Consider the following 19,741-nt stretch of genomic DNA (forward strand, 5'->3'; position numbering starts at 1 on the left):
GCCGTCGCGGTCTTGAACGGCGCGGGTGCTGATCTGGCGCGGGTCGGAGCCGGTCGCGGGCTCGGTGAACGCCCACGCGGCGATCGTGTCACCGGCGACCAAGGCGGGCACCACCGATGCGATGTGCTCGGCGGTACCGTGTTCGATGAGCGCTGCAGCGACCTGGATCGATGTGCCCGGGTAGAGCGCCGCCACAGCGCAGTGCTGCGCCAACTCCGCGGACGCCACCGCATATGCCCGAATTGACCCGTCGTCGCCACCGTACTGTCCAGCAAACGGCAGCCGGCTAAGTCCAAGGTCACGCACGGCCGCCCACAGGTCCCACGAGAACTCCTGCATCCGGTCGACCTGGTCAGCAAGGGGGCGCACCGTGGTAAGTGCTTGGGCGCTGATCGACTCGCGCAGCGCCTCTAGTTCGGGTTCGACGGCGATCTTCACGCGAGCTCTTTAAAAGCCGATGGCCTTGCCGACGATGTCGAGCATGATCTCGTTGGTTCCGCCGTAGATCCGCTGCACCCGCGAATCGCGCCACAACCGGGCGATCTCGTATTCGTTGATGTAGCCATATCCGCCGTGCAATTGCAGGCAGCGGTCGATGATTCGCCACTGCGTCTCGGTTGCCCACCATTTGGCGCCGGCCGCCTCGTCAGCGCTCAATTCGCCGGAGTTGACCGCCGTGATGCAGCGGTCGACATAGGTCTGCATGACGTCGATCTCGGTGCGCATCTGGGCGAGTGCATGACGGTTGACCTGGAATGTGCCGATCGGCTGGCCGAAAGCCTTGCGGTCGCCGGCATACTGCGTGGTGAGCTCGACGGCGCGGCGTGCCTGTGCGACCGCGTGGATCGCGATGCCCAGACGCTCGGCCGGCAGGTTACGCATCAAATAGTAGAAGCCCTGGTTTTCCTCACCGAGCCGGTTGGACACGGGCACCCGCACATCCTGGAAGTGCAGTTCTGCTGTGTCAGCAGACTTCTGGCCGATCTTGTCGAGCTTGCGGCCGCGGGTGAAGCCGGGCATGCCCGTTTCGACGACGAGCAGGCTGATGCCTTTGTGGGGTTTCTCGGCGTCGGGATCGGTGCGGCAGGCGACGATCACCAGGTCGGCTAGTAGTCCGTTGGAGATGAACGTCTTGGCGCCGTTCACTATGTAGTCCTCGCCGACGCGCTTCGCGGTTGTCTTCAGCTGGGCCAGGTCTGAGCCGGCACCGGGCTCCGACATCGCGATCGCGGTGATCAGCTCACCGGACACGAAACCGGGCAGCCAGCGCTGCTTTTGCTCGTCGGTGGTCAGGTCACGGAAATACCCGGAGGTGATGTCGTTTTGCACGCCCAGCCCCAGACCGACACTTCCGGTCAGCCAGAACTCCTCGTTCATGATGGCGTTGAAGCGAAAGTCGATGATCCCGGCGCCACCGTACTGCTCGGGCATCTCCCACCCGAGCAGGCCGAGTTTGCCCGCTTCGATCCACGCGTCACGATCCGAGTAACCGCGGGCTTCCCATTCGTCGGCGCGGGGGACGCAGACGGTTTCGAAGAATGATCTGGCGGTGGCGCGGAACTCGTCGTGCTCGGGCTCAAAGATGGTGCGTTTCATGATTCTCCGGACGGGATTCCGTTAATTAGATAATTTATTATACTATAAGATGTGGTTTCACCTGAACGGGTGGCGGTGGTCACCGGTGGCACCCGCGGCATCGGGGCGGCCATCTCCACGCGGCTCGCGAGGGCCGGTACCGCCGTGATCGCCGTCTATCGGGACGACGATGCCGCAGCCGAGGGCCTGCGCAGGCGGACCGGCGTTGAGACGATCAAGGCGGACATCGCCGACCCAGCCGCGTCTGCGGCCCTTGTCGATCGGGTCGCGGGCGAGCACAAGCGCCTTGACCTACTCGTCAACAACGCCGGCATGCTCATCGAACGGCCTAGCACGCAGACATCGTCCAACGATTGGGATCGCGCCATGGCGGTGAATCTGTCGGCGGCGTTTTACTTGTGCGGGGCCGCAATTCCGGTGATGCGGCAGCACAATTTCGGCCGGATCGTGAACATCAGCTCGGTCACCGCGGTGATGGGCAGCCCGACCGAAGCCGCATACGGCGCCGCCAAGGCCGGATTGCATGGCCTCACCCGCTGCCTGGCGCGGGAGACTGCGCGCGACGGCATCACGGTCAACTGCGTCCTGCCTGGGGTCTTCGAAACAGAGATGACGGCCTCGATGCCGCAGCGCACGCAAGCCGCGATCCTGCGAATGATTCCCGTGGGCCGCCGAGGCGATCCCGACGAACTGGCTCGTGCGGTCACCTTCCTGCTCGACGACGACGCCGGTTACATCACCGGTGCGATCTTGACGGTCGACGGCGGATTGTCGATGGGTGCATGACGGGGAAACGATGAACGAACTTCTCAGCTCACTGGATGGCGGTGTTCTCACCCTCACGATTAACCGGCCACGATCACGCAACACCGTCACCTACAAACTGCTCGACGCTTTGCTCGACGCCTTTGCCGATGCGGACGCCAACCCAGCCGTGCGCGCCATCGTCATTACAGGCGCAGGAGACACCTTTTCATACGGCACCGACCTGAGCGCCGGCGGCGGCGGATTCGACGCCGACGCAGCCGGTTTCAAGCCGCTGCGCGGCGGTCGCCGAGATGTCGGCGGGCAGCTGGCGCTGCGAATCTTCAACTCGACCAAACCGGTGATCGCCGCCGTGAACGGCACCGCCGTGGGGATCGGCGTGACGATGATCCTTCCGATGGACGTCCGGATCGCTGCCGACTCGGCGCGGTTCGCTCTGCCGTTCGCCCGCCGCGGCATCGTCCCGGAGTCCTGCGCCACCTGGTTTCTTCCCCGCATCGTCGGCATCGCCACCGCCGTCGAGTGGGCGGTGACCGGCAGGCTCTTCGATGCGCAAGAAGCGTTGGCGCGCGGCTTGGTCGGCGAGCTGCGACCAGCCGGGGAGGTGTTGGCCCGCGCGCAACAGCTCGCCGGCGAAATCGCCGCGCAGACGTCTGCGGTGTCCGTCGCGCTGACCCGGCAGATGCTGTGGCGTCAGCTGGGTTCCCCACATCCCCTGAGCGCCAATCGGCTTGAGTCGAAGGCGTTACTGGCGCTGGGCGCAATGGCCGACGCCAGAGAAGGAGTTGCGGCGTTCAAGCAGAAGCGCCCGCCATGCTTTTCGCTGCAGGTACCCGGCGACCTTCCGGACTTCTATCCGTGGTTCCTCGAGGAGCCATTCGATGACAACTAAGGATCGCCGCATCGATGCCCGTCGACTCAGCGAGCTGCTCGGAGTCACGGTCGCCGCCGTCGAGGTGCTCGACGAGACCTGCGGGTCGGCCAACCGGCTGCGGCTGCGTCTGCGCTATGGGGAGGAAACTGGCCTGCCCGAGCGGATGTTCCTCAAACGCAACCTCGCTGACTTCGCTTTTCCCGCCGAGATGTATTCCACCGAGGTGCGGATCTACCGCGATGTGCTGCCGTATACCAAAATTGAGCAGACCCGCCGTCGTACATGTAGACCTGGTCGAAACCGATAAGCCCGCGACACGCCCTGCCGAAGATCGACCCCTCAAGCCGGTAGATGGTCGAAATGTAGGCCATGCTCGCTCGGGGACCGGGAACATACCACTGCATCCCGGGCTTGATCAGTGTGCCGTGCAGCTCAAAAGTTCCCTGCTCCACCCACTCGCACGACTCGTTCGCCCACCGGGCACGGAACGACGCACCCTGCGCCCGCGGGTTGCTGCGCCACTCGATCGTGTCGGCGTCGATCAGCTCACGGATCGGCTCGACGTGCGGCGCGGAGTGCCGACCGCACGGATGCATACGCAGCTCGCTGGCCCCACCTATCGTGCTCTGGACGACGAGCCTGCGCCGACTGCTTGGCTTCCCGTTGTGTGGGATGCGGCGCATGATGGTGTGCAGGTCGCCCTGCTCGTCGCGCAGGGTGCCCCACAGATACAGGGCCTCGGGCGCCATCCCGAAAAGAGGTTCGTCGGAATCCATCGACGCCGCATCGGGGGCGAACGGTCCGACGAGAGCTTTGCCTTCGAAGTCGCCCCGTCGAGGCAAGTCCTGCACTTCGCATCGCTGGAGAGCCTCCATCGACTTCATGTTCCTCCGCTAAACCGTCATATGAGTGAACTGTACATTGTACAGTGGCTTCGCCGAAGGGAATCCACCGCTGTGGGAGGTCCCGACCGGGCCGCGCGAGGCCCTCGGGTCCTATGGCGCCGTTCGGTTGCGCTGCGCCGCTTATCGCAACGTAATCGCTTACTGGCAGCGGCTTGGTCCCCTACAGACGCGATGCTATAGTTGAATCATTTAGATACTTAGGGGAAGCGATGGACTTTGGGCTTTCGCCAGAGCATGCGGCGCTGCAGGATGTCGCGCGGCAGTTCGTCGACCGCCATTGCCCGCCGCGGCGCGCCAAGGAGTGGGATGAAACCAACGCCTACCCGGCGGAGCTTTTCAAGGCCATGGCCGAGATGGGCTGGTTCGGTCTGCCCTTCCCCGAAGAGACCGGTGGCGAGAACGGCGGCCCGATGGAGCTCGCCATCATCGCTGAACAGCTCGGACGGGCGAGCCTGGACATCGCGATGTGCTATATCGGCACACTTATCCCGTCGCTGACCGTGTACAAGTGGGGCACTGATGCCCAGCGCAAGGCGATCGCAACCAAGATGATCCCCGGCGACTGGCGATACGTCGTAGCTCTCAGCGAACCGGACACGGGATCGGATGCGGCGGCTTTGCGATGCGCGGCCCACGATGCCGGCGATCATTTCGTCATCAACGGGCAGAAGATGTGGTGCACAGGCGCCGGGCTGCCCGGCACCCAGATCATGGTTTACGTACGCACCTCGAAGGGACAAAACAAGCACGACGGAATCAGCTTGGTGCTGCTCGACGCGGACACCCCTGGTGTCGAGCTGCGGCAGGTGCCGACGCTGGCCCGCCACATCCTGGGCACCTATGAGATCTTCCTCAGCGATGTGATCGTCCCCAAGAGAAATGTCGTGGGGGAGCAAGAGCAGGGCTGGCGGGTCATGTTGTCCAATCTTGAGCTTGAGCGAGTCCTGATGAGCGGCGCGTACGTCGGCGTAGCGCAAGCCACCCTGGATGAGGCGCTCGAGTATTCCAAGCAGAGAACGGCATTCGGCCGGCCCATCGGAAACTTCCAAGCCCTCGCGCACGCCATGGCCGACATGCAAACCGAGATCGATGCCGCGCGCCTGCTGGCCTACCGGGCGGCGTGGATGCTCACACAGGGCCTGCCATGCTCACGTGAAGGCGCGATGGCCAAGCTGAAAGGCTCAGAAACCTACGTGGCCGCAGCCCGACTCGGAATGCAGATCTGCGCCGGGCACGGATTTTCCACTGACAGCGTGATGAGTTTTCGGTGGCGAGAATCGATTGTCGCGCCGATCTCCGGCGGCACTAGCCAAATCCAGCGCAACGGCATCGCACGCAGCATGGGCCTGCGCAGCTATTGAGAGGTACTTGTGGCGGGTCCACTCGACGGCGTGACCGTTGTCGCGCTCGAGCAGGCGGTGAGCGCGCCGTTCGCGTCACGCCACCTCGGCGACATGGGTGCTCGCGTGATCAAGGTGGAACGTGTGGGAGAGGGTGACTTCGCGCGTCACTACGACACCGAGGTCCGCGGAATGGCAAGCCATTTCGTGTGGGTCAACCGTAACAAGGAGTCCGTGGCGCTCGATTTGAAGTCCGCTGCCGGACGCGAGATCCTCGACGATTTGATCGCCACCGCCGACGTGGTGATTGAAAACCTTGCCCCCGGCGCCGCCAAGGGGATGGGATTGGCGGGCCCGCAACTGGTGGCGCGCTACCCCGAGCTGATCGCCTGCGACATAACCGGATACGGCGACGACGGCCCGTATGCCGCCAAGCGCGCCTACGATCTGCTGGTGCAGGCCGAGGCCGCCTCGATCGCGACCACGGGGTGGGCTGATCGCCCGGCCAAACCCGGGATCGCGATCGCGGATCTGGCGGCTGGGCTCTATGCGTACAGCAGTGTGCTGGCAGCACTCTACGAACGGCAGAAGACCGGCCGTGGACGCGCGATTTCGGTCAGCCTTTTCGACGCGATCAGTGAGTTGATGGGCTACACGCTCTACTTCACGTCCTACAGCGGCCGCCGCCACGAGCCCAATGGCATCAGCCATCCGACATTGGCGCCGTACGAGGCGTTCGACACCGCCGATGGCCGCAAGCTCGTCATCGGTGTCCAAAACGACCGCGAGTGGCAGCGACTGGCCACCAACGTGCTGGGTCGCCCAGAGCTGGCCGACGACCCGCGCTATGCGACCGGACCCGCGCGCACTGCGCACCGGATCCAGGTGGCCGCTTTGTGCCAGGACGTTTTCGCCCGCCTGACGGTGGACGAGGCGATCGCGGTTCTTGACCGCGCGGGGGTGGCGTGTGGGCGAGTGAACCTTGCCGACGAGTTCGTCATGCATCCGCAGCACGAGGCGCGCGACCGTTGGCGCGATGTCGATTCGCCGGTCGGACCGATCCGGTCGTTGCTCCCGCCGCCTGTCTCCGCGGGGTGGGCACCGCGTATGGACCCCGTCCCGGCCCTCGGCGAGCACACCCGAACGGTGCTCTGCGAACTGGGCCGCACCGAGGAGCAGATCGACCGGCTCATTGCGGCAGGCGTCGTCGGTGTCGCACCGACGACCCCGGCCGATGGAGTTTGTTAACAGGCCGACTGGTTTAGCCTCGGGCTTCCCGCGGGAGCCCGAGCGCGGACTCGGCCAAAATGTTGCGCTGAATCTCTGACGTCCCGGCGTAAATCGTGCCCGACACCGCGGCCAGCCAAGTCTGCGACCAGGACGCCGTCGAGTTCGGTGCACCGGGATCGTCGGCGCGGTAATGGCGCAACGGCGGCCGGCCCTCGGGGATCAATCCGGCGGGCCCGAGCAACGTCATCGCCAGATCGGTCACCCAGCGGTGGTATTCGCTCCAATACAGCTTCGACACCGAGGCCTCCGTGCCGGGTGGGTCGCCCCGCAGCCAGCCGGTGAGGATGCGCGCTCCGAGGAATCGCATGATCTGCACCCTGGTGTAGGCGTGGGCGAGCCGGTCGCGAACGATCTCGTCGCGGGCTAGGTCGCGTTCGTGCACGAGGCCGATGAGGCGGTCGAGCTCGGCGCGAAACAGGACCGGGTTGGTGGCCGCCTCGTCGCCGCGTTCCAACTCGAGCAGCGCCATCGCGGCCTTCCAGCCCTGGTCCACGCCCAGCACGAGGTTGTCGGCGCGGGTGCGGGCATCGGTGAAGAACACTTCGTTGAATGCGCGGCTGCCGGTGGCCATCGTGATCGGCCGGATCTCGATGCCGGGTTGGTCCAGCGGCACCAGCAACATGCTGATGCCGCGATGGCGCGGCGCATCGGGATTGGTGCGGGCCAGCAGGAAAATCCAGTTGGCGGTGGTCGCGTCGGAGGTCCAGATCTTTTGACCATTGATCACCCACTGATCGCGGTCCAGCCGCGCGCTGGTTTTGACCGCGGCCAGATCCGAGCCGGCGCCGGGCTCCGAAAAGCCTTGGCACCAGCGGTCTTGACGGTTGATGATGCGGGGCAGGAAGTGCTGCTTTTGCTCGTCGGTGCCGAACATCAACAACAGATTGCCGATCATCTTGATGCCGAAGTTGTCGTTGGCGCCGTACGTCGGCACGCCGGCCTTGGCGAACTCTTCTGCGATGACAACCTGCTGCAGCTTCGACATCCCGCCACCGCCGTACCGCTTCGGCCAGGCCGGGGCCAGATAGCCATGCTGAGCCAGAATCTCGCGCCAGTGCTCGGTAAACTCGGCCGCCTCGTCCGTGTCGAGTGCACCGATTCCGGTCCAGCCCTCGGGCAGGTTTTCAGCCAGGAAGGCGCGGATCTCGATGCGAAACGCTTCGGCTTCGGGCGGAAGTCGTGGATCCATCTGTCTACTCGCTGGCAAACTTCGGCGCACGCTTGTCGAGGAAGGCGGAAAAGCCTTCCCGGCCATCGGGGGTGTCGAACAGGCCGGTAACTACGGCGCGCTCCTGCTCGATCCCGTCGGCAAGGCTCAGCTGAGGTGTGTTGCGCAGCAGCGACTTCGCTGCCGCGGGCACCTGTGCGCTGCCGGCGGCCAGTTGTGCGGCCAGTTCTGCAGCGGTGTCGAGCAAGGTGTGCGGCTCAGTGAGCCGGTTGATCAGGCCAAGGCAATAGGCGCGCTCGGCTGAGATGGGTTCGCCCAGCATCAACATCTCGGTGGCGACCCCGGGCGGCACAAGCCGGGGGAGTCGTTGTGTGCCGCCGGCGCCGGGAAGCACGCCGAGCTTGGCTTCGGGCACGCCGAGTTTGGCGTCGCGCGTGGCGACCCGCAGATCGCACGCCAGGGCCAGCTCGAGACCGCCGCCGAGGGCCGCGCCGTGTATCGCGGCGATCACCGGCAGGTTGCTGGCCGCGATGATGTCGAGGGCGTCGGTGAAACCGTGGATGAACGCCTCGAACTGGCCGCGTCGAGCGAAGTTACGGATCTCGTCGATGTCGGCGCCGGCCGAAAACACCCGGCCGGCGCCGTGCACCACGACCGCCCTGATTGACCGCCGTTGCCCGAAATTGCGGATCGCCTCGGCGATCTCGGTATAGGTCGTGGTGCCGATGGCATTGAGCCGGTCGGGGCCATCGAGCCGGATCCAGCCAACGGCGTCCTGGATCCGGTGCGTGATCGCGGTTGTCATCACAGCGTCGTACGGAACGGGATGTCGGAGAAGCGAGGCGGGCGCTTTTCGCGGTGCGCGGCGATGCCCTCACGGACTTCGGGGCCGCCGAAGCCGATGAATTCCAGGCCCAACGATGCCTCGAATGTCGAAGCGAACAGGCGATACCACTGATTGAGGCTGTGCTTGGTCCATCGGATCGCCGATTGGGCGCCGGCCGCCAGCTCGGCGGCGATGCGGGTTGCCACGGCAACGACGTCGCCGTCGTCGACACACTTGGCTACCAGGCCGATGCGCTCGGCCTCCTCACCGAGAAGCGGCTCGCAGGTCAGCAGGTAGTACTTGGCCTTGGCCATGCCGGCGAGCAGCGGCCAGCAGATCGCTGCATGATCGCCGGCGGCAACCCCGAGGCGGGTGTGCCCGTCGATGATCTTGGCGGTGCGGCCCACCACGCAGATGTCGGCAAGCATCGCGACGACTAGTCCGGCGCCCACGGCCGGGCCGAGGACGGCGGAGACGACCGGCTTGGTGAGGCCAACCATGTTCAGTACCAGATCGCGGGCCTCACGCATGATTCTGATGCGACTGGAGTAATCGTTGGTCATCTCGTCGAGCAGGTCGAAGTTGCCGCCCGAGGAGAACGCCTTGCCCGCGCCGCGGACCAGCACTGCGCGCACCGTCTGGTCCCGCTCGATCGCGGGCCACACGTCCGCGAGGTCGCGATGCATCTGGGGCCCAACGGAATTGAGGCCCGGTGCGTCAAGCACCAGGTGCAGCACGCCGTCGCCGCCGGGCCGGTCGAATCGCAGGCTGGGAAAGTCGTTGTACCACTGCGCCATCTGCTTGCCCTTCCCCGCCGGTGCGTGCTGCCCGGCGGCCAGCCTACCATGATATAGTTAAATGATTCATTTAATGGTGGGAGGTCGTGCGGTGTCTGAGGTGGTGATCGTCGAGGCGGTCCGCTCGGCTGTGGGTAAGCGCAACGGCGGGCTTTCGCGCTACCCGGCGCCTGACCTCTTCGCCGATGTGCTGGCCGCGCTCATCCAGCGAGCGGGCATCGACTCAGCAGTCGTCGGACAGGTTGCGGGCGGCTGTGTCAGCCAGGTCGGCCAGCAGAGCGGCAACATCACCCGTAGTGCGTGGCTGGCCGCGGGCCTTGACCAGCGGGTCGGCGCGTGCACCGTCCATTCCCAGTGCGGTTCGTCGCAGCAGGCTTTCACGCTCGCCGTCGGCTTGGTGGCCGGCGGTGTCGTCGACGTCGCGGTCGCCGGCGGGGTGGAGTCGATGAGCCAGGTGCCGATGACGGCGAGCCTGATGCCCGAGCTGGGACGCTCCAAGACAGCGCGCTACGAGCAGCGCTATGAGGTCACCACGCAGTTCGAGGCGGCAGATCGCATCGCCGAAACGTGGGGATTCACCCGCGATCAGTTGGACGAGTTCGCGGTCATGTCGCAGCAGCGCGCGGCCGAGGCCATTACAACTGGCCGGTTCGTCACTCAGATCGCGCCGGTTGAAGCTCCGGTCGCCGACAGCGACGGACGGGTGAGCGGCACCGCGACCATTGCGGTCGATGAGGGGCCGCGTCCGACGACACGCGAAGGGCTCGCCGCACTGAAGGTCAACTTGACGGACCGCCCCGGCGCCTTACATACCGCGGGCACGTCCTCCCAGATCTCCGATGGCGCATCGGCCCTGCTGGTCATGACCGCACAACGGGCCGCGGCGCTGAATGTGTGCCCGCGGGCCCGGGTGGTGGACTCGGTGCTCGTCGGCAGCGACCCCGTGATGATGCTGACCGGGCCGAGCGCCGCCACCCAGCACATTCTTGAGCGCAACAACCTTGTGCTCGACGACATCGACGTTGTCGAAGTCAACGAGGCGTTCGCCTCCGTCGTGCTGGCCTGGGCGCATGAGGTGAAGTCCGATCTGTCCAATGTCAACGTCAACGGCGGCGCCATCGCGCTGGGTCATCCATTGGGCGCGACTGGGGGTGTGCTGTTGACCAAGTGCCTCAACGAACTGGAGCGAACCGGCGGCCGCTACGGCCTGGTCACAATGTGCGTGGGCGGCGGCATGGGCACCGGCACCCTGATCGAACGGATGTGATGGACCTCGCTCTGACATCGCAGCTGCGTGGCTTCCGCGACGAGGTGCGCACCTGGCTCGCCGAACATCTCGTGGGCGAATTCGCGCGACACCGTGGGGTCGGATTCGCCTGGGACGACGTGGCCTTCGATGTCCGGCTGGCGTGGGACAAAGAGCTCGCGGCCGACAATTGGCTGTGCATCGGCTGGCCCAGGAAGTACGGCGGACGCGAGGCCAGCGCCGATGAGCAGCTGATCTTCCAACTCGAATACGCCCGTGCTGACGCGCCATATCGGGCAGGTGTACAGGGCCAGGATCTGCTGGGGCCGATGTTATTGGCGTTCGGCAGTGACGACCAGAAGCGGAGGTTCTTGCCGAAGATCACCGCCGCCGAGCAGCTGTGGGCGCAGGGCTTCAGCGAACCCGGTGCCGGATCGGACCTGGCGGCCCTGCGCACCAAGGCCGTTCGCGACGGCGATGAATGGGTGATCGACGGACAGAAAACGTGGTCGTCGTTGGCGCTCCACGCCGATTGGCTTTATGTGCTGTGCCGCACCAACCCCTCAGCGCCGCGGCACCATGGGATCTCGATGTTGCTGGTTTGCGCGAACCAGCCCGGCGTTGATGTGCGACCGATCCGAAACATGCTTGGCGGAAATGACTTCTGCGAGATCTATTTCAGCGGTGCCCGCACTCCGGTGGATCTGGTGGTCGGCGGTGTCGATGAGGGTTGGCCGGTGGCGATGGGCGCGCTGGGCACCGAGCGCGGCACCACGCTGCTGGCCGAGCACCTGCGAATCCAGCATGAGGTCGACGCGATCATCGAGGCGGCCCGCAGCAGCGGCCAGCACACGCGCGCCGTGATGCGCGCCGACCTGGCCAAAGCCTGGAGCGATGCACGGATCATGGAATGGAACGGGCGCCGGCTGCTCAGTGCGCTCGACGGTCACGGCGGGGATTCCGGCGCACAGGCTTCCGCGGCCAAGGTGTTTGCCAGCACAGCGCACCAGCGGATGGGCGAGCTGGGTATGCGCGCGAAAGGCGCCGCCAGCGAAGTCGTCGGCCCCAACTATCAGCTCGATCGGCTGCAGCAAGTGATGCTCGCCGCCCGGGCGGAGTCGATCTACGGGGGTACGACCCAAATCCAGCTCAATGTGCTCGCCGAGCGGACATTGGGGTTACCCCGCGAGCCCCGCCGGGAGTCACCATGACAGGTGGTAGCGACGGCAAAGTCACCAATGTCGCTGGCGGTCTTATCGATCGGCTGCGCCTCGAGCGTCATGGGCCAGATAGCTTCGCCGGTCGTGCTCCCGGGGAGCCACCGCGCATCTACGGCGGAGAACTGGCCGCGCAGGCCCTGGCGGCGGCCAATTCCACGGTCGGCGAAGACCGCGTCGCGCATGTCCTGCAGTGCACCTATCTCGCACCCGGTGATCCTGAGCATGTGTTGGAACACCATGTTTCGCGGGTCCGCGACGGTCGATCGTTTTCGACACGAACAGTGCAGGTAGTCAACGGGGGCCGGCCGGTGCTGATGGCCACGGTGGGCTACCACGTCTTCGAGACCGGATTGACCCATCAGCTGGCGATGCCGGAAACCCCGCCCCCTGAACAGCTGCCGTCGATCCAGGACGCCGATGGCACCGAGTGGACGCGGTGGGCCGAACAGGACCGCGATATCCAGATGCGGGTCGTGCCGCCCGACCTCTCCGATCCGGTCGGTCGTCGCCGGTTCTGGTGCCGGGTGGTCGGCGGCGAGTATGACGACCCGCGGGTACAAACCGCCTTGGCCACCTATCTGAGCGATTTCACGATGGTGGCGTCGATCCGGCTGCCGCACGAGCCGCCGACGGTCAAGAAATACCTGATGTCGACGCTGAGCCACAGCGTGTACTTCCATCGCCCTGTCCGCGCCGGGGAATGGCAACTGGTGGACCACCATTCACCGGTGGCTGCCGGCGGACGGGGCTTGGCGATATCCCATACCTACACCGCAGGCGGCACGCTGGTGATGTCGGCGGTGCAGGAGGGGCTGATCCGCCCGCTGCCCGCCGACTACGACCAGCCACGAAGTTCGAACAGGCAGACAATCAGATGACTAGGGGAGCGCGATGACTGGCGCGCTTGACGAGCTTGTCCTGAAGCAGGACCTGCCCAATTCGGCGCTCAGCGCGCCGCAGCGGTGCAATTGCGTGGGGGGGAAAGTGGGTAGCGGTGGATTTCGCGCTGAGTGAGGAGCAGACCACCCTGCAAGGGGTGCTGCGTGACTTCTTCGAAAAGAAGTCCCCGGAGTCGGCGGTGCGCGAGCAGATGGCGGCCGCCGCCGGATACGACGAAGCGTTGTGGCGGCAGATGGCCGAGCAGCTCGGCCTGCAGAGCTTGGCAATTCCCGAGGAATATGGGGGCAGCGGCTTCACCTTCATCGAATTGGGCATCGCAGTCGAGGAGATGGGCCGGGCACTGGTGGTGTCGCCCTTCTTGGCCTCATGCGTGATGGCCGCTGAACTGTTGTTGGCGGCTGATGACCGCGACGCGAACAAAAAGTACCTGCCCGGCATTGCTTGCGGTGAGCTGATCGCCACGGTGGCGATCGCCGAGGACTCCGGTTCATGGCGGCCCTCCGACGTGACCACCACAGCCGCCGAATCGCCTGACGGATGGAGTATTTCGGGGCACAAAACGTATGTTCTCGACGGGGCGATTGCCGACTTGGTGCTGGTCGCGGCACGCACGGGCGACCAAGTCGCGATATTCGCCGTCGACGGCAGCTCCCAGGCATTGAGACGGGTGCCGCTGCAGACCATGGACCAGACCAGAAAGCAGGCCAGGATCGAGTTCGACAACACGCCGGCCAGGCTGGTCGGCTCCGTCGAGCGCGGTCAGGACGCGATCCAGACCATGCTCGATCACACGATGATCGCGCTGTCGGCGGAAGCATTGGGCGGCACCGCCAAGGTGCTCGACATGGCCGTGGATTACGCGAAGGTGCGTGAACAGTTCGGCCGCCCCATCGGCTCGTTTCAGGCGATCAAGCACAAATGCGCCTCGATGCTCGTGGAGCTGGAATCCTCTCGCTCGGCTGCCTATTACGCGTTGTGGGCGGTTTCGGCCGGGGAACCCGACGTGCCGAAGCTGGCGAGTCTGGCGAAGGCTTTTTGCGCCGACACCTATCTGTATGCGTGTAGTGAGAACATCCAGATCCACGGCGGTATCGGATTCACCTGGGAACATCCGGCGCATATGTACTTTAAGCGGGCCAAAAACATTCAGCTGTTTTTGGGCAGTTCGGATTGGCATCGGCAGCGATTGGCCGACCTCATCGGGATATGACGGAAAGTAGCCGCCGGCACGACCTGCCATGAGGTTGCGGCCGAACGGAGGAGCATGAGCGAGTTCGCCGAGCGCTTACAGCGCGTTGAGGACATTCTGGAGATACAGCAGTTGGCGATCCGGTATGCGCTCGCTGTCGATGAGCGTGACGTGGATCGTTGGCTGGAATTGTTCGTGCCGGACGTCGACGTCGGACGCCGCGGTGTGGGCAGAGAGGCGCTGCGCCAAGTGATCACGCCGATGTTGCGGTTGTTCTACCGCTCGATTCACCACATCACCGGTCACCGCATCGAACTGATCGACACCACCCATGCCACCGGATCGGTGTACTGCAGGGCCGAACACGAGGTCGGTGACCGCTGGATCGTCATCTCGGTCAGATATGACGACGACTATCGCAAAGTCGACGGTAGGTGGTACTTCGCCCGCCGCGACGACAAGCATTGGTACGAAGCCGATCTCATTGAGCGACCGCAAGACGTCGGGTTCAGCGGCTGGGCCGAAGCGCCGTCGCGTCCACGCCTGCCGCAGCCCGGAACCTCCTGGGTTAAGTTCTGGGAAGGCGTGGACACCACTGCAGTGACGTGTGCGCCGTTAGCTGACCGCCGTGCTAAGCCGTTGTGAGACGGCCGCTTTGATGGTGTCCGAGCTGGTGATGTCGGACGCACGCTCGCCGGCGAATACGACAACGGCAGGGAGATGTCGTCGGTCGTACAGCGGGCCGATGCGCTTTTCCCTTCACGTGAACTTTACGGTGCGGGATACACCTGCCGCTTGAGCACGCCGATCGCCAGCGGCGAGCAATGCCGGAGCAGCGGCTAGGTCAAACCGAAAGTCAGTCCGTGAACTTCAACCCGTAGTGGATAAATGCGACGAGCTCGTCGATGACGCGGTCGCGGTCGGGGACATCGGCGGGATCGGCGTACGTGCCGGGCAGGAAGGCGGCGGTGGCACCGATGAGGATCATGATCACCCGCAGCTGCAGGCGCGGATCTGTGCCCCTGAGTCCACGGTCCTCGATGAACTCGGCGAACCCGGGCACCTCGGGCTCGAAGAGCTTGCTGGCAAGCATGCGCACCGCCGAATCGTCGAGGTGACCGGGCCCTCCAATGAGCACCTGCACCATGCTCAACACGACGGTGCGGTTGCCGTGAACCATGTCGTAGAGCATGCCGACGAACAGGCGCGACCGCTGCAGCTCGTTGCCTGAAACGTCATGGCGTGCCTTGACCCAGCGCGGGGTCAGCGACTCGACCAACTCGATCATCGGCCGAAGGACCGCCTCCTCAAGCAGCCCGTTCTTGGATCTGTAGTAGCGAAAGATCAGATCCTCCGACACCCCGGCGCGTTCGGCGATCTGTTTGGTCGTGGTCGCGTACGGTCCGCGTTCGGCGAACAATTCGCGTGCGGCTTCGAGCAGCAGCTTCGGCGCGGTACCGCGGGGCACCCGGGGGCCACTCCTGGGTGGGTGTTTTCGCGTCTGTGCGCGCCTGGGCGGCATGTCTAGCATCGTATCGGGGCGGTCATCGTCACCGCCGACTCCGCATTCACCTGGCCGCGACGGCGTGACTGGAACGCTCGCCGATTCTGCGCTGGCGGCCACTTGCGGACGTCCAGCGACGAGTGCCGCGATTGCCGGGCGGAACCGAATCGACTGAATAAGCGGGCAACACTTATTGCCCGCCACTTTGGCGCCGGGGGGTTGCGCCGCTGCATGTGCCGACGTAGAAGGGCCCCGGGCTGCCCGCTTTCTGGAAGTAACCTTGCGGGTCGTAAACGGAGGTTTCCGGATAGCGCCATGGGATGGCCACTGCGCTCGCCGCACCGCTGATGCGGATGATGGCGAAGCACAGCCCGTAGGCGGCGTACACCACGCTCATCACAGCAAGGGCGATCAGGAATGCGCCGATGTGTGGGCGGCTGCGAAAGACACGAAATCGTCGCGCCACGGTCTCTGACCATGTTTGGCCGTGGTCGTCGACCCACATCAGCGCAGCAGTGGGTGCCAGCACCAGACCGAACAGGCTTGCCTCCCAGATCAAAGGGAACTGCCATGGATGGCCGGCGAAGATGGAGCCGACGGGGATGACCTGGGTGTAGGTATAGAAACCCATTCGGACAAACAGTGTTTCCATGAGGGCGTCCCACAGGATGCATATGGGGATCGCCATGGCCAGCACCGCGGTCTTGGGTTTGCGCACAATCCAGGAGTCGATAGCCGCCCGGGCGGCCAACCGCTTGTATGCGCCTAGCACCAACCATGCCGGGATGAGAAAGAAATATCCGTAGCCGATGATCACGGCCCAGGGCTCGACAGTAGGTGCGGCAGCTATCCAGAACCAGTCAGGATCGAGATGCAACATGCGAGGGTCGTAAGCGGCGTATGGCGCCCAATTCATGATCGGGTCAAGCCATGTCAAGGCTGTGGTGACGGCGACCATGATCAGTGTCGGGGTGGGTTTGCCGCGCTTCACAGAGCGGCGAATCGAGATCGCCCACACCGCGACGAAGATGACCAGCGACCCGGCCTGGAAGTAGGCATACCAATTCGCGATACCTAAGAACTCGGTGCGGGCGGGAAGGTAGCTTCCTGGTGGCCGCGCCACCCGGGTGCCTCGGACATCGGTGCGCGAGTTCACCAGCGCTGCAAGGACCGCGGCGACGCTCAGCGCGACCAGCATCCACCGCAGGGTTTTCCAGCCACGCGCTCCAGCGTCGCCCGTGGCCGCGGAATGCGCCTGGTCGGCGACCGCCCTATCTGCCACTCGCCCGTCTCCCGCGTGCCTGCTCATTGCGCCGATACTGTCCGCCGGGGATTCGTGGGGTGGCGTTGGGCCTGCTCGGGTTGGCGGAGTGGTGCATTTAACGCGCTGCCGGCTGGTGGAGGATGCCGAAGTTCGCGGCCGGTTGCGAGTCCGGCAGTAAGTTCGATGCGCTCACCAGACGGTCGGTTCGGTGTGCCCACCAGACCACCAATGCCACTGCGCCGCAGAGCAACCCCCAGATGATTGTGGCCGCCAGCGCGCCATGCGTCTGCGGCCCTCCCGATTCGGGTTGGACGCCGATAGCACCGGGGAACGGCTCGATGACGCCGGTGTGGGTCACCATCCCCAGGTATTTGGTGATCGCGTGGGGCAGATATGTCAAGAGATACAAAGCATTACAGAACAGGATGTAACCGAACGCTTGTGCCACCCGGCGCCTTGTCGGCGACGCAAAGTGGGTGCGAGCCCACACGTCGATGACCGAGTCACCGGCAGCGTTGACGTTGCCCAGAACATAGGTCACGGCCATGATGAAGCATCCCATCGCCAGCGGAACATAGGAGGGAACCAGGCCGATGCCGGAACTGACGGGAAAGCCGGGGACGACACGTGAGAATACCCACAGATGCAGATATTGGGCCTGCAGGCTTTCGATTGCCAGATCGAAAAGAGATCCGATCACCAGACCGGCGGCCAGCAGGGTATTTGCCCGCCCCAGGCGGTAGCGTCTGATCAAGAGGTTCGCCAGGCCAGCGGCGACGATCGCGGGCAGCAGAAAGTACATCGTGTAGCCGGGCGGCGCGATGACGGGAAGCAACCCCTGGGTCATGCCGATCGGCCCCCACGGTGGAAGCCGGTGAAAGTCCGGATGGAACTGGACGTACATGGCGTTGTCGAACGGCGCCTCGATCCACGACATCGACAAGATGCCTAACGCCATCCACAATCCCGGCAGGATTTTTCGCCGCCGGTAGGAGCTGTAGGCCTCTGCGATGAGCAATGCCGCAAACACCGACCAGCACAATATCTCGAACGCCACTACAGCCCAATACATTCCAGACCCTACTTTCTAATGCGCACCCCAAATATCGCGCCGAGAGGCTCCGACGTCCTTGACGTCGCGTTGGCGCGTACCCGATATCGCGCCCCGCGCCGCCGTCGCGTGGTGGTCGCGATCAGAACTGGACGCCGCCGTGCCATCGCCGAGCAGCCCATCCCAGGGGCCGTTTGCGGCTCGACCATTGTGCCACCTTGTCGTCGGAACGCTCGGCGAGCAGTTCATTGGTGCGCTGGGCTGTCTGGGCGAAGCGAATCGGAACAGCTTTACCCAAAGCCGTACAGCGGTGGGCGGATTCCCTTCTGTTCAGCGTTGTCATAGCCAACGGGTACACGGTAGATCCCGCCCAGCACTTAGTCAAGTAGCTACTTGACTATCTGCCTGCTTTCGTTCTACGGTGACCGCAGGCGCACACGTAGGAGGTCGCCGTTGATGGACTTGGATCTCAACAGCATGATGATGGACCCCGCGCTGGCCAATAATCCGTGGCCGATCTATGCGGGACTTCGCGAACATGCGCCAGCGGTTTCGGCTCCGTTTAGCCGTTCACAGTCGGGCACGGTCGTCATCCTCACCCGCTACGACGACATCCACCGCGCGCTGCGCTCGCCCGAGCTGTTTGCGGCCAACTACGGCGATGCACATCCGGCCAACTTCATGGGCCAGAAGCGGCCGCTGATTCCGCTGAACACCGACCCGCCAGATCACGCCAAGTACCGCAAGTTGCTGGATCCGTTGTTTTCTCCGCGTGCCGTGAAGGCATTGGAAACCAGCACCCGCTGTATCGCACGCGAACTTCTCACTGCGGTGGCCGATGCCGGACATGCGGATCTGCATGCCGCCTTCACCGTGCCCTTTCCCTGCCGGGTGTTTTTGAATCTTGTTGGCTTCCCGCCCGACGATCTCGACAAATTCCTGCTGTGGAAGGACGCTCTGATTCATGCTGAGATGGTCGCCGGCACTGACGATCCCGGGGTGCTGGCTCAACTGTGGTCGGACACCGCCGACGCTGTGTACGCCTACTTCGATCTTCTGCTCGACCGGCGCGTCGCCGAGCCGGCCGATGACCTAGCCACCCGTCTCGTGCAGGCCCGCCTCGACGGCCGGCCCCTGACACGACACGAGATGATCGACATCCTCTATTTGCAGATGGCAGCCGGCCTTGACACCGTCACCGCATCGCTGGACTGTCTGATCGCCCGGCTCGCCTCTGACATCGAGCTGCAGCGCCAAGCGTGTGCCGGTGACGATTACAGACGCAGGCTGATCGAGGAGCTGCTGCGCATCGAGACTCCGGTGTCGATGATATTCCGTTACGCCACAGAGGATATGGAGATGCACGGTGTGCACATCGCGGCCGGCGACATGGTGATGATGCTCATCGGTGCTGCCGACACCGACGACAACGTTTTTGCCGATGCGATGACTGTGGATGCGCATCGGGACAACACGCGGCACATGGCCTTCGGCGGCGGTATCCACCGCTGCCTGGGATCACATCTGGCACGGCTGGAGCTCAGCATCGCTTTGGAGGAGATGTTCGCGGTTCTGGGGGAGTTCCGGTTCCCCCAAGGGGCCCGGGCGGATTTCCTGCCAGGGATCCGCACGGCGCGGCGTCTGCCGCTTCTGTGGTACTCGCGGGCCACGTCGGGTTCGCCATCTTCGCGATGACTGTGCGAGTTGCCCACGGGGGCACGGGCTTAACCGGCCGCGAGGCCCTTCGCGGTATCATCGGCGACCCAGAACTTGACTTAGTCGCGTGCACAGCGCGCTTGATCTCGT

Annotated in this window: 20 protein-coding genes; 11 read left to right on the forward strand and 9 right to left on the reverse strand. The window is 64.6% G+C overall.

The features are described 5' to 3' along the window. Positions 1-438, reverse strand: a 438-nt coding sequence (locus ACFE99_RS05045) for an acyl-CoA dehydrogenase family protein (protein ID WP_375483005.1), incomplete at its 3' end; no start/stop codon positions are given. A gap of 9 nt (positions 439-447) precedes the next feature. Further along, entirely contained in the window at positions 448-1,596 is a 1,149-nt protein-coding gene (locus ACFE99_RS05050) for an acyl-CoA dehydrogenase family protein (RefSeq protein ID WP_375483007.1), read from the reverse strand. A gap of 51 nt (positions 1,597-1,647) precedes the next feature. Between ACFE99_RS05050 and ACFE99_RS05055 the strand changes: the two genes are divergently transcribed. The 5 genes from ACFE99_RS05055 (at position 1,648) to ACFE99_RS05075 (ending at position 6,728) form a co-directional block, all read left to right on the forward strand. After that, positions 1,648-2,382, forward strand: coding sequence for an SDR family NAD(P)-dependent oxidoreductase (locus ACFE99_RS05055; protein WP_375483009.1), 735 nt, complete (start codon positions 1,648-1,650; stop codon positions 2,380-2,382). 10 nt (positions 2,383-2,392) lie between these two features. After that, the gene (locus ACFE99_RS05060) at positions 2,393-3,253 is read left to right on the forward strand and encodes an enoyl-CoA hydratase-related protein (RefSeq protein WP_375483011.1); all 861 of its coding nucleotides are present in this window, start codon (positions 2,393-2,395) and stop codon (positions 3,251-3,253) included. Beyond that, positions 3,243-3,542 (forward strand): hypothetical protein, encoded by a 300-nt coding sequence (locus ACFE99_RS05065; protein WP_375483013.1) that lies wholly within the window; start codon positions 3,243-3,245, stop codon positions 3,540-3,542. Before ACFE99_RS05060 ends, ACFE99_RS05065 begins: the two co-directional genes overlap by 11 nt. Positions 3,543-4,349: 807 nt before the next feature. Beyond that, the gene (locus ACFE99_RS05070; protein ID WP_375483015.1) at positions 4,350-5,501 is read left to right on the forward strand and encodes an acyl-CoA dehydrogenase family protein; all 1,152 of its coding nucleotides are present in this window, start codon (positions 4,350-4,352) and stop codon (positions 5,499-5,501) included. A 30-nt stretch (positions 5,502-5,531) separates the two neighbouring features. Further along, entirely contained in the window at positions 5,532-6,728 is a 1,197-nt protein-coding gene (locus ACFE99_RS05075; RefSeq protein WP_375483017.1) for a CaiB/BaiF CoA transferase family protein, read from the forward strand. 13 nt (positions 6,729-6,741) lie between these two features. Here the strand turns inward: ACFE99_RS05075 and ACFE99_RS05080 are convergent, their stop codons facing one another. The 3 genes from ACFE99_RS05080 to ACFE99_RS05090 are packed head-to-tail and all read right to left on the reverse strand — an operon-like array spanning position 6,742 to position 9,561. Beyond that, on the reverse strand, positions 6,742-7,959 hold the full coding sequence (locus ACFE99_RS05080; protein ID WP_375483019.1) for an acyl-CoA dehydrogenase family protein: 1,218 nt from the start codon (positions 7,957-7,959) through the stop codon (positions 6,742-6,744). 4 nt (positions 7,960-7,963) lie between these two features. Next, on the reverse strand, positions 7,964-8,743 hold the full coding sequence (locus ACFE99_RS05085) for an enoyl-CoA hydratase/isomerase family protein (RefSeq protein ID WP_375483021.1): 780 nt from the start codon (positions 8,741-8,743) through the stop codon (positions 7,964-7,966). Then, positions 8,743-9,561, reverse strand: a complete 819-nt coding sequence (locus tag ACFE99_RS05090; protein WP_375483023.1) for an enoyl-CoA hydratase/isomerase family protein — start codon at positions 9,559-9,561, stop codon at positions 8,743-8,745. The genes ACFE99_RS05085 and ACFE99_RS05090 overlap by 1 nt, the downstream gene beginning before the upstream one ends. 91 nt (positions 9,562-9,652) lie before the next feature. On the opposite strand from ACFE99_RS05090, the gene ACFE99_RS05095 reads away from it, so the two are divergent. The 5 genes from ACFE99_RS05095 to ACFE99_RS05115 all read left to right on the forward strand — a co-directional run bounded on the left by ACFE99_RS05095 (position 9,653) and on the right by ACFE99_RS05115 (position 14,761). Beyond that, the gene (locus tag ACFE99_RS05095; RefSeq protein ID WP_375483025.1) at positions 9,653-10,828 is read left to right on the forward strand and encodes an acetyl-CoA C-acyltransferase; all 1,176 of its coding nucleotides are present in this window, start codon (positions 9,653-9,655) and stop codon (positions 10,826-10,828) included. Next, complete coding sequence (locus ACFE99_RS05100; protein WP_375483027.1) at positions 10,828-12,018, forward strand: acyl-CoA dehydrogenase family protein; 1,191 nt, start codon at positions 10,828-10,830, stop codon at positions 12,016-12,018. The genes ACFE99_RS05095 and ACFE99_RS05100 overlap by 1 nt, the downstream gene beginning before the upstream one ends. Then, positions 12,015-12,905: an acyl-CoA thioesterase gene (locus ACFE99_RS05105; RefSeq protein WP_375483029.1), complete on the forward strand. Its 891-nt coding sequence runs from the start codon at positions 12,015-12,017 to the stop codon at positions 12,903-12,905. Before ACFE99_RS05100 ends, ACFE99_RS05105 begins: the two co-directional genes overlap by 4 nt. Before the next feature lie 116 nt (positions 12,906-13,021). After that, positions 13,022-14,137, forward strand: coding sequence for an acyl-CoA dehydrogenase family protein (locus ACFE99_RS05110; protein ID WP_375483031.1), 1,116 nt, complete (start codon positions 13,022-13,024; stop codon positions 14,135-14,137). A gap of 54 nt (positions 14,138-14,191) precedes the next feature. After that, on the forward strand, positions 14,192-14,761 hold the full coding sequence (locus ACFE99_RS05115) for a nuclear transport factor 2 family protein (RefSeq protein ID WP_375483033.1): 570 nt from the start codon (positions 14,192-14,194) through the stop codon (positions 14,759-14,761). A 211-nt stretch (positions 14,762-14,972) separates the two neighbouring features. On the opposite strand, the gene ACFE99_RS05120 is transcribed toward ACFE99_RS05115, so the two are convergent. The 4 genes from ACFE99_RS05120 to ACFE99_RS05135 all read right to left on the reverse strand — a co-directional run bounded on the left by ACFE99_RS05120 (position 14,973) and on the right by ACFE99_RS05135 (position 18,278). Beyond that, positions 14,973-15,584: a helix-turn-helix domain-containing protein gene (locus tag ACFE99_RS05120; RefSeq protein WP_375483035.1), complete on the reverse strand. Its 612-nt coding sequence runs from the start codon at positions 15,582-15,584 to the stop codon at positions 14,973-14,975. Positions 15,585-15,810: 226 nt separating this feature from the next. Beyond that, complete coding sequence (locus ACFE99_RS05125) at positions 15,811-16,929, reverse strand: spirocyclase AveC family protein (protein WP_375483037.1); 1,119 nt, start codon at positions 16,927-16,929, stop codon at positions 15,811-15,813. A gap of 70 nt (positions 16,930-16,999) precedes the next feature. Continuing rightward, positions 17,000-17,956 (reverse strand): spirocyclase AveC family protein, encoded by a 957-nt coding sequence (locus ACFE99_RS05130; RefSeq protein ID WP_375483039.1) that lies wholly within the window; start codon positions 17,954-17,956, stop codon positions 17,000-17,002. Between the two features lie 121 nt (positions 17,957-18,077). Further along, positions 18,078-18,278 (reverse strand): hypothetical protein, encoded by a 201-nt coding sequence (locus ACFE99_RS05135; RefSeq protein ID WP_375483041.1) that lies wholly within the window; start codon positions 18,276-18,278, stop codon positions 18,078-18,080. A 113-nt stretch (positions 18,279-18,391) separates the two neighbouring features. On the opposite strand from ACFE99_RS05135, the gene ACFE99_RS05140 reads away from it, so the two are divergent. Next, positions 18,392-19,630 carry a cytochrome P450 gene (locus ACFE99_RS05140; protein ID WP_375483043.1) on the forward strand — a complete coding sequence of 413 codons (1,239 nt, stop codon included), beginning with the start codon at positions 18,392-18,394 and terminating at the stop codon, positions 19,628-19,630. Positions 19,631-19,741: the final 111 nt, after the last annotated feature.

Origin of the sequence: uncultured Mycobacterium sp. (genome assembly GCF_964249325.1) — a bacterium.
In the GTDB taxonomy this organism is placed as follows: domain Bacteria; phylum Actinomycetota; class Actinomycetes; order Mycobacteriales; family Mycobacteriaceae; genus Mycobacterium.

Coding starts and splice junctions, on each gene's coding strand:
- ACFE99_RS05050 (WP_375483007.1), bottom strand. CDS start 1,596: ATGAAACGCACCATCTTTGAGCCCGAGCACGACGAGTTCCGCGCCACC.
- ACFE99_RS05060 (WP_375483011.1), top strand. CDS start 2,393: ATGAACGAACTTCTCAGCTCACTGGATGGCGGTGTTCTCACCCTCACG.
- ACFE99_RS05065 (WP_375483013.1), top strand. CDS start 3,243: ATGACAACTAAGGATCGCCGCATCGATGCCCGTCGACTCAGCGAGCTG.
- ACFE99_RS05070 (WP_375483015.1), top strand. CDS start 4,350: ATGGACTTTGGGCTTTCGCCAGAGCATGCGGCGCTGCAGGATGTCGCG.
- ACFE99_RS05080 (WP_375483019.1), bottom strand. CDS start 7,959: ATGGATCCACGACTTCCGCCCGAAGCCGAAGCGTTTCGCATCGAGATC.
- ACFE99_RS05085 (WP_375483021.1), bottom strand. CDS start 8,743: ATGACAACCGCGATCACGCACCGGATCCAGGACGCCGTTGGCTGGATC.
- ACFE99_RS05090 (WP_375483023.1), bottom strand. CDS start 9,561: ATGGCGCAGTGGTACAACGACTTTCCCAGCCTGCGATTCGACCGGCCC.
- ACFE99_RS05100 (WP_375483027.1), top strand. CDS start 10,828: ATGGACCTCGCTCTGACATCGCAGCTGCGTGGCTTCCGCGACGAGGTG.
- ACFE99_RS05105 (WP_375483029.1), top strand. CDS start 12,015: ATGACAGGTGGTAGCGACGGCAAAGTCACCAATGTCGCTGGCGGTCTT.
- ACFE99_RS05115 (WP_375483033.1), top strand. CDS start 14,192: ATGAGCGAGTTCGCCGAGCGCTTACAGCGCGTTGAGGACATTCTGGAG.
- ACFE99_RS05125 (WP_375483037.1), bottom strand. CDS start 16,929: ATGAGCAGGCACGCGGGAGACGGGCGAGTGGCAGATAGGGCGGTCGCC.
- ACFE99_RS05130 (WP_375483039.1), bottom strand. CDS start 17,956: ATGTATTGGGCTGTAGTGGCGTTCGAGATATTGTGCTGGTCGGTGTTT.
- ACFE99_RS05135 (WP_375483041.1), bottom strand. CDS start 18,278: ATGACAACGCTGAACAGAAGGGAATCCGCCCACCGCTGTACGGCTTTG.
- ACFE99_RS05140 (WP_375483043.1), top strand. CDS start 18,392: ATGGACTTGGATCTCAACAGCATGATGATGGACCCCGCGCTGGCCAAT.